The organism is Butyrivibrio sp. AE3006 (assembly GCF_000424165.1).
Taxonomy (GTDB): Bacteria; Bacillota; Clostridia; order Lachnospirales; family Lachnospiraceae; genus Butyrivibrio.
In genome coordinates, this window is sequence record NZ_AUJJ01000013.1 from 1 (window position 1) to 14,456 (window position 14,456).

Annotated in this window: 15 protein-coding genes and 1 pseudogene; 2 read left to right on the forward strand and 14 right to left on the reverse strand. The window is 42.8% G+C overall.

Going from position 1 to position 14,456, the window contains the following annotated elements; translation table 11 throughout:
* The 3 genes and pseudogenes from G603_RS19760 to G603_RS0108655 all read right to left on the reverse strand — a co-directional run.
* Positions 1 to 173 (reverse strand): annotated as a pseudogene (locus G603_RS19760) (MarR family transcriptional regulator); the annotation flags it as partial.
* Positions 174 to 307: 134 nt separating this feature from the next.
* Entirely contained in the window at positions 308 to 472 is a 165-nt protein-coding gene (locus G603_RS22325) for a hypothetical protein (RefSeq protein ID WP_155832653.1), read from the reverse strand.
* 132 nt (positions 473 to 604) lie between these two features.
* Positions 605 to 958, reverse strand: coding sequence for a cupin domain-containing protein (locus tag G603_RS0108655; RefSeq protein ID WP_026669975.1), 354 nt, complete (start codon positions 956 to 958; stop codon positions 605 to 607).
* A gap of 145 nt (positions 959 to 1,103) precedes the next feature.
* Here G603_RS0108655 and G603_RS0108660 point away from each other — a divergent pair, with 145 nt between their 5' ends.
* On the forward strand, positions 1,104 to 1,436 hold the full coding sequence (locus G603_RS0108660) for a winged helix-turn-helix transcriptional regulator (RefSeq protein WP_013282515.1): 333 nt from the start codon (positions 1,104 to 1,106) through the stop codon (positions 1,434 to 1,436).
* Between the two features lie 36 nt (positions 1,437 to 1,472).
* Here G603_RS0108660 and G603_RS19765 read toward each other — a convergent pair whose 3' ends face one another.
* The 11 genes from G603_RS19765 to G603_RS22330 all read right to left on the reverse strand — a co-directional run bounded on the left by G603_RS19765 (position 1,473) and on the right by G603_RS22330 (position 13,160).
* Positions 1,473 to 1,775, reverse strand: coding sequence for a hypothetical protein (locus G603_RS19765; RefSeq protein WP_330367601.1), 303 nt, complete (start codon positions 1,773 to 1,775; stop codon positions 1,473 to 1,475).
* Positions 1,772 to 2,098 carry a MarR family winged helix-turn-helix transcriptional regulator gene (locus tag G603_RS22595; protein ID WP_334291104.1) on the reverse strand — a complete coding sequence of 109 codons (327 nt, stop codon included), beginning with the start codon at positions 2,096 to 2,098 and terminating at the stop codon, positions 1,772 to 1,774. Before G603_RS22595 ends, G603_RS19765 begins: the two co-directional genes overlap by 4 nt.
* Complete coding sequence (locus tag G603_RS21945) at positions 1,981 to 2,946, reverse strand: virulence RhuM family protein (protein ID WP_242834860.1); 966 nt, start codon at positions 2,944 to 2,946, stop codon at positions 1,981 to 1,983. Before G603_RS21945 ends, G603_RS22595 begins: the two co-directional genes overlap by 118 nt.
* 578 nt (positions 2,947 to 3,524) lie before the next feature.
* The gene (locus G603_RS0108680) at positions 3,525 to 5,423 is read right to left on the reverse strand and encodes a family 43 glycosylhydrolase (RefSeq protein WP_026669976.1); all 1,899 of its coding nucleotides are present in this window, start codon (positions 5,421 to 5,423) and stop codon (positions 3,525 to 3,527) included.
* 20 nt (positions 5,424 to 5,443) lie between these two features.
* On the reverse strand, positions 5,444 to 6,784 hold the full coding sequence (locus G603_RS0108685) for a carboxylesterase/lipase family protein (protein ID WP_026669977.1): 1,341 nt from the start codon (positions 6,782 to 6,784) through the stop codon (positions 5,444 to 5,446).
* A gap of 123 nt (positions 6,785 to 6,907) precedes the next feature.
* A complete protein-coding gene (locus G603_RS0108690) occupies positions 6,908 to 7,795 on the reverse strand; it encodes a carbohydrate ABC transporter permease (protein ID WP_026523999.1) in 888 nt (295 codons plus the stop codon).
* A 21-nt stretch (positions 7,796 to 7,816) separates the two neighbouring features.
* Complete coding sequence (locus G603_RS0108695; RefSeq protein ID WP_155831433.1) at positions 7,817 to 8,743, reverse strand: ABC transporter permease; 927 nt, start codon at positions 8,741 to 8,743, stop codon at positions 7,817 to 7,819.
* A gap of 27 nt (positions 8,744 to 8,770) precedes the next feature.
* The gene (locus G603_RS0108700) at positions 8,771 to 10,333 is read right to left on the reverse strand and encodes an ABC transporter substrate-binding protein (RefSeq protein ID WP_026669978.1); all 1,563 of its coding nucleotides are present in this window, start codon (positions 10,331 to 10,333) and stop codon (positions 8,771 to 8,773) included.
* 101 nt (positions 10,334 to 10,434) lie between these two features.
* The gene (locus G603_RS0108705; protein WP_196808057.1) at positions 10,435 to 11,223 is read right to left on the reverse strand and encodes a response regulator transcription factor; all 789 of its coding nucleotides are present in this window, start codon (positions 11,221 to 11,223) and stop codon (positions 10,435 to 10,437) included.
* Complete coding sequence (locus G603_RS0108710) at positions 11,213 to 12,985, reverse strand: sensor histidine kinase (RefSeq protein ID WP_155832654.1); 1,773 nt, start codon at positions 12,983 to 12,985, stop codon at positions 11,213 to 11,215. Before G603_RS0108710 ends, G603_RS0108705 begins: the two co-directional genes overlap by 11 nt.
* A 1-nt stretch (position 12,986) precedes the next feature.
* Complete coding sequence (locus G603_RS22330) at positions 12,987 to 13,160, reverse strand: hypothetical protein (RefSeq protein WP_155832655.1); 174 nt, start codon at positions 13,158 to 13,160, stop codon at positions 12,987 to 12,989.
* A 176-nt stretch (positions 13,161 to 13,336) separates the two neighbouring features.
* On the opposite strand from G603_RS22330, the gene G603_RS0108720 reads away from it, so the two are divergent.
* On the forward strand, positions 13,337 to 14,455 hold the full coding sequence (locus G603_RS0108720; protein WP_026669981.1) for an AraC family transcriptional regulator: 1,119 nt from the start codon (positions 13,337 to 13,339) through the stop codon (positions 14,453 to 14,455).
* Position 14,456: the final 1 nt, after the last annotated feature.

A 14,456-nucleotide genomic window follows, 5' to 3' on the forward strand; every position in this document is an offset into this window, starting at 1 on the left:
CTTTTCTCGGAAATAATTTTAATAGGAACACCATCTTCCTGCCATAAGACATAAAGAATCCTTCCCTGAGCTCCGTTAAATGCATCAATGTTTTTTTCTGCCAGTATCCTTTCAAATATACGATCACCCAGCTGTTTTATTTTTGTAACAAGAAATCCACCATTTGCCTTCATAATTTAATACTCCTATATCGTAGTTTTATACTACGATATAGGAGTATTTTTGTCAAGCACACATATCATAACTTCGGATTTTATGTTCTATCATTCATCTCGAAAAACCTGAATCTGATAACGTGTTCCATCTGCTATAGTCTTCTACCAAACTTCCTAATTTCATCAAGTTTTTCCTTTATTACACCTACGTTTAACTTTTCAGACACAAAACCATGTTCAATCATTTCTTTTCTTCTTTCGAGAATAGAATTTTGCTCTCCAACAGAAGTAATCACCCCGATATCTTCTACCCCCATGATTTTTGCGCAGGCATTTCTGAGTTGGATTCCCGCATATGTTGGATGCAGTTTGCGACACCCTTCTGAATCACACAGCTCGTCACTGCGAGACTCGGCATGGTTATGGAAAAAGCTGGTGTCTTTTGAGGATCAGTACATCACTGCATCCTCTGCAGTGAATCCACCAATTGAACCTGCCTTGACCTGGATACATGCATAGCTTAACTCTGAATCTTCCGCAGCAAGAAACTGTCTCTTTCCTTCAGGTGAAATTCTAACCACATCACCTTTAGCGATTTCAACATCCTCTCCATCAATTACAGCCTTACCCTTTCCGGAAAGAATAAGATAGATTTCCTCATTATTTTTATGTGAGTGTACAAAGGGAACACCTGCTCCTGCAGGAAGATGATTGATACTTATCTCTGCTCCCGTTAAACCAAGAGCATCATGAAGTTCTGTTCTAGGAGCCTCTGTTACGTTTACTTTTTTGAGATTTGACATTTTTGTTTTCCTCCATGTATTTGATATTTGTTTTTGTTTGTTGTATCATCATTTTATCCCTTAGGCAATTTCAAACAAGTACGAAGATTTATAATACATAGTCACATTTTTGATACTATTGCGGAAATACAAGGAGAAAATTTTAATGAAAAGCATTTACGGTCAATGTCCTTATGCCACAACTCAAAGAGTCCTTCAAGGTAAGTGGGCCATAGTTATACTCTTTCAGCTTAGTACAGGAACACAACGTTTTAACGAACTTGAAAGGAATATTCCGGACATCACCAGAGCTATGCTGACCAGACAGTTAAGACAATTGGAAAATGACAAACTGATAACCAGAAAGGTATATGCCGAAGTTCCTCCCAGAGTTGAATATAGTCTTAGCGAAATGGGCGAAAAATTCAGGAAGGTCTTGGATCAGATTGAACTTTTCGGCTTTGAATATATTAAAGAAATAGAAAAAGCTGAAGGTTGAGCCCTCAGCTTTTTCATTATTGTAAATTGTTGTCCATCAAAAGAGCTTCTTTCCATCTGAAAAAGCCTCTCCGACTCTTCCGGACACCTTATAATAACCATGTGTGTAAGGATCAAAGGCGATAGCTTCAAGAGAATCTATATTAACCTTGTCTCCAGACATATTTGCTTCCTCAATAGAGGTTTTTACGACTTTTCCGATAACTCCCATTCCTGTCTCGTCACTCTGATATTCGATAAACTCACACTCCATGGCGATAGGAAGCTCATTGCTGATTGGAGCATCTACAAGGTCAGACTTGACTATAGTAAGTCCGCTCTTTTCAAGATATGTCTTCACAGCTCAGCAGGCTCTTCCTCAAGGTTTACCCTGATGCGGTTAAGATACTCTTCAAACTGAAGAATCTCTTTATCCGTAAAATCACGATAATAAATATTCCCCATCTCATTGGATACGGAGTCATAAGCTTCTTTAAGTTCTTTGGCTTTATCTGTGAGGAACAGAAGAGTTTTTCTCTTATCAGCTTCATCAGTTTTGCGGCTTATCAGTCCGTTTTTTTCCATCCGCTCAAGCATGGTTGTAAGTGAAGTAATTGCAAGTCCGCTTTTCTCGGAAATAATTTTAATAGGAACACCATCTTCCTGCCATAAGACATAAAGAATCCTTCCCTGAGCTCCGTTAAATGCATATTATCCAGATGCCTTGCCCATTCTTCCATAGTCATTGGTATCTCACGTTCTGCCTGTCTTTCTGCAAAATCAAGGTATCCAGATACAATCTGCCCCATAGCACGTAGTTCTTTTTCATTTAGGTAGTTCTTGGCAATTTTCGCTTCTCCAAGAGTAGGCTGTTCACCTTTAAAGGTCATAAGTCCCATGAATTCCTTCTCTGAATCCACCCTATGATATATGACTTCAGCAGCAGTTTCTCCGTGTACAGCAAAGTGAATCTTATTTTGGACTTTTTTGAAGAACTCTATAGATGTTTGTGCCTTTGGATCATAATCAACACTTGTAGCATATATTTCAAGGACTTGCCTGTAAAATACCTTTTCAGATGCACGGATATCTCTGATGCGTTCAAGAAGCTCTTTGAAATAGCCACCGCCGCCGAGGTTCTTTAAGCGCTCGTCATCCATAGTGAACCCTTTTTGCATATATTCCTTTAGTCTGGCTGTTGCCCACTGGCGAAATTTGGTAGCAGTCATTGAAGTTATACGATATCCCAAAGAGATTATCATATCCAGATTATAATGAAGTAGGTTTCTTTCAACGTTTCTTCCGCCTTCAATTTGAACTGTTCGGAATTTCCGAACAGTTGCCGCCTCATCTAACTCACCCTCTTTGAATATATTGGTTATGTGCTCGCTGACATTGGATTTACTTGTATGATACAGTTCTGCTAGCTGCTGCTGAGTGAGCCAAACTGTCTCATCTTCAAGCCTGACATCTATTTTGGTCACTCCATCATCTGAACTGTATATTAAAATCTCACCTTTCTCTTCGACCATATTTTTTAAACCTTTCATTTTTTAGCATGTCGCTATAAATATATATTGCGGTCAAAAATCTTGACCGCAAATAAATTCTGTAATAAAGCATAACATAAATTCACAGGCATTAACATCGTTAGATACAAACATGAATGTCGTCTGTCGCCCTTGTTTTATGCAAGAATTATACATTTTGTTAACATATCATCAAGCAAGATATATGGAAGATAATCTAAAAATCCACCGTCTCCGGCGTACATGCCTGTAACTCTTCTTTAGGTATTGTAATAAAAACAGCTACTATATCCGGATCAAGCTGTGATCCCGACACATCTTTTATTATATCCATAGCTTCTTCATGTGTCCGCTTATCCTTATAAGATCGACGCATCGTTATAGCGGAATAGGTATCACAGACAGCTATGATGCTATAGGTTTTGGTCTCATCTTTATGATGTTATTCTTCATTACCTTTGGTTCAAAAGAAAATACCGTTACATCAAAAGAGACTGCGAAGAATCCTGTATAAGCATTCTTCACAGTCTTTCTTTAAATTCAGATTTTAACGTCAGTTATTTCTCGGTCGCTTCTTCGCATTATTTGAGCTTCCTGACCTTGCCGCAGGTTATGCCGTTCTCATTGAATGCATCAACTCTTACATATACATCCTGTCCGGAAATGAGTGCGCCAATGATGCGCTCAGCCTTGTCAGCGCCTTTCGCAGGGTAAAACATGCAGCTGTGATAGAGCTTATCAGCAGCATGACCCCAGCAGATATTGTAGCCATCTGCACCCTGAGCCTGCATAGATACACGCATATCAAGGTCATCGAGTCTCGACGCTTCAAAGCTCACTTCCTGGGGCTTTTTTCCATTGCCCTTACCAAATACGCGAAGGCCTGATATGGCAGCATTTTGATCAAACGGTGTCTCAAGAATAGTCAGTCTGATATAGCGAAGCTTTTGACCTTCACAATCATTCAAAACTATAAAGTCATGAGGAAGGTTTGTATCCGCATCGGACTTATCCATCAAAACAGCAAAGGTCTCACCGTCCAAGGAGCCTTCCAAAGTCCATCTGGTGTGATGAGTTCTGTCGTCTATCTGTCTTGCGCCCATACCCTGACCCGTTATCTCTGTCTCCGGCTGTGCATCAACGCGGTCATCAGCAAAATTGATCTGAATACCACGCACATCCTTCACATCGCCAAGGTCCATCATAAGCCATTCACCGGCGTCCTTCCCGGCAGCTCTCCACCAGGTTCTGTCATCTTCCTCTGAAGCTCTTGAAGGAGCATTGTCCGGTGCGGTTGATATGCTGTCCCATACTGCTACTTTCGTATCTCCTTCGCCGGCGCCGCTTCCCTCGCCTACGCAGTAGGAAGATGCTGTCATCTTCGCGCCGCGGCTAAGCAGGTACCATTCCGGCTCCTGCCAGGGATCAAGCTTTCCTCCATCCACGTACTGAGGCCAGTCACTGTAACCTGTATTACAGAAAAGCTCTCCGTCCTTGTCAAAGCCTGCACGCCAGATGCCACATCTTCTCTCCATGTTATCATTGAGGCTTATGCGGCTTGTTGAGGTGTGCCAGAAATTACCGTTTGCATCCTCCATTGTCGAACCGTGGCCTGCCCCCGGCATGAAGCCGCCCGGCTGATAGGAATAAGGATTATTTTCAGCAAGCTCAAAGGGTCCCAGGGGTGAATCTGACACATATACACCGTCACAGTAAACATTGTACTCAGCGCCCGTTGCTGCATATTGGAGATAGTATTTTCCGTCATGCTTGTTCATGTAGGCACCTTCGATAAAAGGATTATTACTGAGCATGTTCTTGAAAAATGCCTTGTCCGTATCTGAAGCATTGGCCAGCATCTCTTGACCCATGTTTTTAATAGAGTCCTCAAAAAGTCTGTCCAGCTCTTCACCTTCAATCAGAGGCTTACAGTGGTCCTCACCCACTCTCTCATAGCCAAGCTCCCTGGGTCTTCCGTGGACAAGCTCCACTCTGTCCGAAAGAGGCTTCATCGTCTCGGGATCCAGCTCTACGCCCCATATGGGAGTCATATTTGAGCAGCCCCAGTATAGATAAACCTTCCCATCATCATCCCAGAAAAGATCGGGATCCCAGAAATCAAAAGTACCCGGGATTTCTTCATAGGGTCCGTTCTCTATGTCCTTGGTGCGGTAGAAATTACAGATCTCGCCCCTTTTTGATGCGCTGAAGTAAACATAATCACCAATCACCCTCACATCTGGTGCATAATCATCAAGCGGCAGATTATCAGGGAGTCTCACACTCTTCCAATTCGCAAGATCCTCAGACACCCACACCGAGAGATTCATTGAAGCAAAAATATAATATTTCCCTTTCCAATATAAAAATGTGGGGTCAGCTGCCTCTCTTGAGATGTGAAGTTCTCCACCTCTAAAACTGTCTTTGATAAACTGATAGTGATAATCGATGTTTATCGGGTTACAAAAATACTTTTTCATTGCTATACTCCTTCCAAACTCTACTCAAATACCCTGTAATAAGGTTCGCTCTTTATGCACCTCTTCCATTCATCATCCCCAAATTGACCTTGTTTCATGAACGTGGTCCAGGCATCCATCATCTCATCAGATAGCTCATAGTCATGCTTATCCATCGGTCTCCAGCATCTGCCAAGTGTTCCGAACATATACCACAACTCCGCTGAGTGGAAGGCTCCATGATCATCCCCCGGAAGCTTCCTGTTAAAAAAGTACACATAGGCAGGCTGATTTCCCGTCTCCTCAAGTTTTAAGCTATAAGCTACACTTCCTTTATGAAGCGGCTGCTTTTTGGCTATACCGCTCTTATCTTCATCCTGAAGTATATCATCTGCATTTGATCCGATCAGGCATGGCACGTCGGGCATTTTACCCTCATCCATAAGTTTATAGTAGCCATCCTTTAGTACATATCCATCAATTGTCGGAATAAGGAATAAACCGTCAAAAGAGGCTATTCCCTTGCCAATAAATGCTCCCATCTTTCTGATTATTGTCTTTGCATCAAGGCTTCTCATTTCCTCAAGACCGGCTGCGCCAAGTACCTCTGGCAGCATTCTTCCTATTTTTTCCTGTTCCCCCAGGGTTATATCCCTGTGAAGCCCATATTTATAGGAGCCGCCGCTCTGCATTATGGCTTTCGAATAAAGGCCATTTGCAAGCTCACTGGACAGAAGTGTCTGCACGCTCATCGCTCCCGCACTCTGTCCAAAAATAGTAATGTTATCAGCATCACCTCCAAAAGCTGCAATATTATCATGAACCCATCTAAGTGCTGCTATCTGGTCAAGGATCCCGTAATTGCCGGATATCTTTTTCTCATTCTCCTCTGTCAGCCAGGGATGTGCCCAAAATCCAAATACATTGCACCTGTATTCAACACTTACAAGCACCACGCCTCTTTTGCAGTAGGCCTCACCGTCAAACTCCATCTCACTGGCATAGCCGCCCATAAACGCCCCGCCATGAATCCAGAAGGCAACAGGATAGCGCTTATTTTCTGCAGAACCGGGCAAATCCCGCTCGTCTTTTGCTGTCAATGGCGTCCATATATTCAGGTACAGACAGTCCTCGGACATGGTACAGTTGTACTCATTGTTACTGTAGAATTCCTTCGTGTAAAGATCATCTTCGATAATCTCCTGCATGCATCTGTTCCCAAAAGCCGTAGCCTTCCTTACACCGCTATAGTGCTCAGGTTCCACAGGTGCCTTCCATCTGAGATCTCCCACAGGTGGTTTCGCATAAGGTACTCCCAGGAAGCAGGAATACCCCTCCTTATCAAGCCCTTGTATCTTTCCGTATTTTGTATCTATTATCATGATCGCTGCTCCTCAATTAATCTTAATCCTCTACTGTCGGCACATCAAGCCATTATGACTCTTCTTCATATACAAATCATGCCCGAGCCGTAGCCCGGGCATAAAGTATAGTCCCAAATCCTATTATCCCTTCACAGCGCCCATTGTAAGACCTTTTGCAAAGTATTTCTGGAAAAAGGGATATATTATCAGCACAGGAAGTATTCCAACCAGTGCAATAGCCATCCTCACTGTAGTTGTCGGAAGATCTCCTACGTTAACACCGCCTGTCGCATTGGATGCAAGAAACTGGATATTCTCATTTATGTTGTTGAGAATGTTCTGTACCGTATAGAGTTTTGCTCCCTTGGAATCAAGATAGTACAATCCGTTCTGCCAGTCATTCCAGTATGCAAGTCCCGTCATAAGTCCGCTGGTGGCAAGTATCGGAACAGACAGCGGAAGGGCTATATGGAAAAAGTTGTAAAACTCACCTGCCCCATCTATCCTCGAAGCCTCATAGAGTTCTTCGGGAATGCTGTTTTCAAAATAGTTTCTCACCAGCATTACCATGAAACCGCTCAGCATGAGGTTTGGCACTATAAGTCCTCCTATGCTGTTTTTCAGATGAAAAGTTCTCACGTACATGATATAGGTGGGAACGAGGCCTCCGTTAAACAGCATGGTGAATACTACAAGGAAATTCAAAATCTTTCTTCCCGGAAGTTTCCTCTGAGAGAGCATATAGGCCAGCATTGCTGTCATTACAACGCTTGCACCGGTTCCAATTGCTGTGACAATAATCGTCATCAGATATGCTCTTCCTATCATCGCCCACTGCTGTCCAATATACCCGAAGGCTGCCATAGACAGCTTTGCTGGCAGGTATGAAAAGCCGTCATTCATGGCAACTTCCTCATCAGTAAATGAAGCAATCACCAACAGTATGAACGGCAGTATTGCCAGAAGTGAGCTGATTGTCAATATGATATTCGCTGCTAAAGACCAGCGTTTTTGTGTCTTTGTTTTCATATATCCTGTATAGCCCCTTTCTTAGAATACCGAACTGTTTTCATCAAGCCTGCTTACAATCTTGTTGGCAACGACGATGAATATAAAGCCTACAACTGATTGAATAAATGATGCCGCAGATGACATACCCACGTTGTTGAGCTTAAGCAGCGCCCTGTACACATAGGTGTCAATAGTCTGTGTCGCAGGCATAAGCGCACTCTGCATCATGGGAACCTGATAGAACAGACCAAAGTCGGATCTGAAAATCTGCCCCATATTTAATATCAGGAGCATGAGAATAGTCGGCTTTAAGAGCGGTATCGTTATCAGGCGGATTTGCTGCCACTTCGAGGCTCCGTCCAATGAGGCGGCTTCGTAGTATGCGGGATCTATTCCCAGCAGGCTCGACAGATACAGGATCATTCCAAAGCCTATGCCTCTCCACTGATTCACAAAGGTCAGGATAAACGGCCAGTATTTTGGCTCCTGATAAAACTGAGGTATGCTTCCTGTAATTCTCCCGATCATTTTTGATATAAGGCCTGATGTGGGCGATAAGTAAGCATATACAAGGTATGCAATTACAACCATCGACATCAGATAAGGGAGAAGAATCACCGTCTGATAGAATTTCTTTGCCGCAGCATTTTTTACCTCATTTAAGAGAATAGCCGCTCCAACCCCAAGTACCATCCCAAGGAAAATCCATAGGATATTGTAAAGCAGGGTATTTCTGATCATAACGAATGCATCATTGCTCTTAAACAAAAACTCAAAATTCTTTACCCCATTCCAGGGACTCTCCCACATGCCCTTAGCGTAGTTAAAGTCCTTGAAAGCTATCTGCAGACCCGCCAAGGGCATATAGTTATTTATAAAAAGATAAGTCAATCCGGGAAGTCCCATAAGATAAAACGGAAGCCAGTGCAGAAGCTGTTTCCCGAGAGATTTTTTATTACCTTTCATGCTCATGCTCCTTCAAAACTCCTGCTCTTAATTACCTGCAAGGTAAGCATCAAGCTGTTCCTGATTGGCTGCTATTACCTCATCAATTCCTGCTGTCTGAAGATCAGCGACAAGCTTCTCGATAGCTGCATCCACATCCTCGACCTGTCCTGCATTTAACAGAGGAAGCTGCTCTGCAAGTACTGCAGATATTCCGGCTGCCTGTGTGCTGTAAGCCTCTGCGTCAAATGCATATCCAAAAGCCTTGGAAACAACTGCAGAATCATTGAATGCCTCAAGATCATTCACATACTCATCTGTAAGAGGAGCCACAATATGTCTTGTTGTGGGATTACCAAAGTGCATAAAGGATGTGTAATATCCGCTGTGATCTGCATTGGCTGTGCCGTCATATGTGATAACGTTATCTGTTCCATCAACCGCAACATAATCTGTACCCTCAATACCGTAATTAAAGAGGTTGGCAACATCTGCATCAGAGTAGATGAGGTTGATAAGATCCATACATTTGTCAGGTCTCTCTGATGTTGCAGCAATGCCGAGCATCATCTCCTGGACAAAGGATGTCTGGATAATAGGATTATCCATAGATACTATTCCTGTCTCAAAGTCAGGGTTTGTCCATACAGCTATCTGATCAGGTGTATATGCAGTAGATGTTCCAAACACTTTCTGATTGGCAAAATGCTGCTGAACAGAAGTTGTATCTGTCATCTGATCCTCCGGAAGATATCCGTTGTCAAACCATGTCTTTACTGTCTCGCAGTAATGCTTAAATTCATCTGTGGCAAATATATTCTCTACTGTAGTATCATTGGAAGGATCCATAACTACGCCATAGTCTCCCGAAGCACCGTAAACATCTACAGAATTCATAAATTTGAAATTGAGCTGTGCGGAATTGGAAAAGCTTGTAAGATACATGCCATTTTCTTTCAAAGTCTCTCCCACTGCTGTCAGATCGTCGATTGTCATTCCATCATGCATATCGAGTCCGAGTTTATCGGCAACAGTCTTGTTATATACGAATCCTCCTGACACTGCCGGATAAGGGTAGCCTGAAACCGCATAGGTTTTGCCGTTTATTTTCTGAGCTGCCTCAACATTTGAACATACCTCTGAGATAGCGCTTCCTCTCTCTGCGATAAGATCATCAAGCTCAAGAAGCACCCCATCCTTCACTGCTGAACTCATGGCGTATACCAGGCCGACAGTCACAATATCCATCTTCTCACCACCGGCGATACCCATGGAAGTGGTTGTCCCCATATCCCCAATAAAAAGAGGCTGAAGGTCAACCGTCGCATTTATCTTATCAAGAGTAATCTCATTTATAGCAGCCTCAACTGCCTCCAGATCATTGTTAGACTCATTAAGTCCTATGAACTGAACCGCAATCTCGTAAGGCTCTTCGCTCATATCTATAGCCGCATCAGATGTGCTATCTTCACTACCTGCAGTGCCCTCAGAGGTCTCAGCTGATGCTGTCTCTTCCTCACCTGTTGCGGTATCTGAAGCTCCTCCACAGCCGGCAAGAGTCATTGTTGCAACAGCCCCGGCTGTAAGAATACTGACAAGTTTCTTCTTCATAATTTTTGTTACCTCCCATTTACAACTTTGATGTTTGTTACTGCTCAAATGATAACAGGTAAGGATTTTTCAAAATAGAAAAATCCTTACCTGTTATATGTTCAAAAATGACTTTTTGCATTTTCATTCCTATAGCCTTTTGGTCCAACTCCAACGGATTTCTTGAAGATTTTGGTAAAATACGAATAGTTTGGGTACCCCACAAGTTCCGCTACTTTGGTGACCGGATAATCAGTGGATAAAAGTATCTCCTTCGCCAGTTTTATCCTTTCATTCGTGATATACTCAAGAATCGAAACCCCCGTTTCTTTCTTGAAGGTCCTCATGAGATAACTGGCATTTAGATGTACAGTCATAGCTATATCATCCACGCAGATATCCTCCTGAATATGCTCTAATATGAACCGTTTGGCATCATGGACAGACTGATTATGATTTTCCTGTGATTCCTGCACTGCAACACGTATGACTATATCCCCAGGGATTTCCTCCTTTTCTCTCTCACTTTGGAGCCTCTCCACGAGCTTAGTCAGTATCTCATCAAGTTCACTGTAGTCTATTGGTTTCAATATATAGTCGACACTTCCGAGCAGCATCGCTTTTCTCATGTAGTCGTATTCCGGGTGGCAGGTCACATATATGCACTCTGTTGCAGGGTAGTGAAGCTTAACCCATTCGAACAGTTCAAGCCCCGAGCCCTGCGGCATCTCCACGTCAGATAGCATAAAATCTATATGTTCCCTCTCGAATATCTCCTTAGCTATCGCCATTGAACCCGCTTCATATACATTTTCCACGCCGTATTTATCCCACATGATCCTTTTTTTCATGGAATTTAATACAACCGCTTCATCATCAACGATCAGCGCATTAAGCTTCCTATTCATCATCTTCCTCATCCTCTGCCAGCTTGAGCGGCAATATTATCTCTATTCTTGTTCCGTGAGGCTCATCCCTCATTATCTCCAGTCTGGTCTCTACGCCGTAGAGGATTTTCAGCCTCTCTATGGCGTTCTGAATGCCCACGCCCAGCTGGGATTCCCTGACCCCTGTATCCTGAAATCTGTGAATTACTTCGAGGGTCTCCTCATTGATTCCTTTGCCTGTATCGAGCATAAGCACCTGAACTTTATTCGGGTCCTTATCGTATCTCCTGGCTATTATGATAATCTGAATCTCCTCTCCTATCCTGATAGAGTGTTTTATGGTATTCTCTGCAAAATTCTGGATAAGAAGCGGCGGAATCAGGCAATTTGCCACCTCATCTTCCCACTCTATGATCGTGGAAAAAGTATCGGGATATCTGACTTTTTGGATAGCGAAATAGTTTTGAATATGTTTCATCTCCTCCTTGAGAAGCACCTCATCCCTGCTGGCATTGACTATGTATGCAAAATATCTTGAAAGATTTATCAGCATCTTCTGTATAAGGGGATATTCGTCCTGCTCATAGCTGTATAGGATATTTAGAGTGTTCATGATAAAATGTGGCTGAATCTGCTGGCTTAAAAATTTCAGGCGAACATTCTGCTCCTTGAGACGCTCCTCATAAACTCCCTGCTGGAGACGCTGCACATCATCCATCATCTTGTTAAACTCATGGTTTAGCTTCTCGAATTCTCCTATTGCACCGCTTTCCTTAATTCTGTAGTCCACATTTCCCGAGCCTATCTCATCCATCGCCAGGTTAAGATCTGTGATAGGTCTTACCATCCACTTGTTAAGAACATAGATAACGGCCGGGACCATCAGTATAGACAGGACAGTCAGAATAACCAATATCCATATGAGTGACGGCACCCCGCTAAGAACTGAATTTAGAGGAATCAGCTGAGCAATCTCATAATCGGCAACAGCAGATTCAACCCGTGCAACCTCATAGAGAAATCCTTTGGAATTACTCCAGCTGTTTTCCGAAGGGACCTTATCCGGGAAGTTATCAGCAAGCCTGTCAGTCGGCCCTATTACTGTTCCTTCTTTGTCACAAAAAACGCTGATATTCGCCATATCGGTATCATAAAAAGAGAACTCTTTTGCGCAGTTATCAATGTCGAACCACGCACCATAATAAGCATTTCTGAATTGTCTTACATATACCAGAAGCTTCATTTCGCCTGTATCCACAAATTTCCAGGCTCCCTGCGCCTCATCGCTTTTTTCTGTATCCCTGACATACTCTTGCAAGACGACCATGCTGTTTCCTGTTGAATCATTATTGCTTACCAGAAACATATCAATATCCGGATAATCAATATATACTCCTGATACCAGGCCATTTTCCGTTCTGATGTCATCCATTTTGTGCCGGACACTGACAACACTTTCCATCATCTTGTAATAATTTTCTCTTGCAACATCAGCATCATTCAGATATGAAAAATCGTAGTTCTCGGAGGCCTCCTTGGCAATGCGCTTTGTGACCTGCAATATGGAATTGTCCAGTTCAGACACATACACCTTTATGGCAGACTCAGCATTATTTTTCTGCTGGGTATACAATCCATTCATAACAGTAACTACAAGAAAGATTGTGATCATGCATATGACAACCACAAATCCCGACACAAAAAACAAGGCTCTCACGGTGTACATCGAAAGAGCCTTGCGAAAGCTTCCCATATTTGATATAGCTTGTCCTCGTTTTACTTTCACATTAAACTCCTTGGAACGATAATACCCATTCCAATTTATTAATCTCTCCGGTTTTGCTCTTTTTCCCGGGAACAGAATATTCACTCTCTTCAACGGCTCTATATATTGTATCTACAATTTGTAAATAGCTCTGAGCTTTCTTTATCTCTTCTCCCGGACCCTCTCTGTAGAGCATCCCTCCGTATAAACGTTTGCGCTGTGTCCTTATATTAGAGCTATTTTAAAAAAATTCACACAGCATTACCGAACTCCAATCCGACATTTTTTAAGATTATGTAGTACAATTGATAGAAGAAAATACAAACCTGCCCCTTCGGCAGGCGACAGGTCAATTATCCGGCGGAGGAGATCATGGAACAATATATCAGTATCGGAGAATATCAGAGGTTCATGACGGAACGCTACCACAAGATGGGGGAGCGTATGCAGTTTAATGAACTCATCAATTATCTGTCCGTTAACCATCTTCTGTCGGATCAAAAGCCAAAGATGCCAAAGCCGGTGTGGAATGAGTCCACCTCAACCGCAGATTTCAACAAAATAATCGACTCTTTATATCTCGTGGTCTCCCCTTCTCCCAGCAGATACACTGTGACAGAGAATGAGATCATTCCGCCCAATCGCGATGTATTCATCATAAGGCATCCCAGGTATACGAGACCTTCATCCCATATGCACAACTACTTCGAGCTGGACTACGTTGCAGAAGGCAGCTGCAGCTTTTTCTTCGACGGCGAGACTCACAAGATGGGCGCAGGGGAGATGTGTATAATTGCGCCATCTTCCGAGCATGACATAACGATAGATGATGATTCCTCCACAGTATTCTGCATAATGCTCAGAAAAAGTACCTTCAATACCAACTTTTTCTCACTCATGTCAAGAAAGGATCTTTTATCGCAATTCTTCAGGACCATCCTTCAAGATGAATCAAAGGAGAACTATCTTCAGTTTTTTGTCGGGCGGGATACAAATATAGAGAATTACATAAGACATGCAATGATAGAGTGCTATAAGACGGATGATTACAGCAACAACTGCTGCATTAACTGGATAAATCTGATGATGACAGAGCTCCTTCGCAATTATTCAAGTACCATTCAGTTCCATGACTACAAGGTTGGGACGGATTTTTCACTTGTTTTACGATATATAGAGCACAACTACCGAACTCTCACATTGAAGTCCCTGTCAGAGTTCTTTCATTACAGCGAGCCCCACTTAAGCAGCCTTATCAGACAGAATACGGGCTATAACTTCACCACACTGATAAAACAGCTAAGGCTCTCCAACGCAAAGGAATACCTGCTAAATACAAATATGAAAATCAGCGAAATCGCAGACCGTGTGGGCTACAATTCCGCCGACCATTTTTCAAGGGTTTTCCGTGGTGAATATCATATGTCACCTCAGAGCTACAGGCACAGTAACAGCCATGGAGACAGGCTCATTCCTTTCAGGGAAGAGTAAG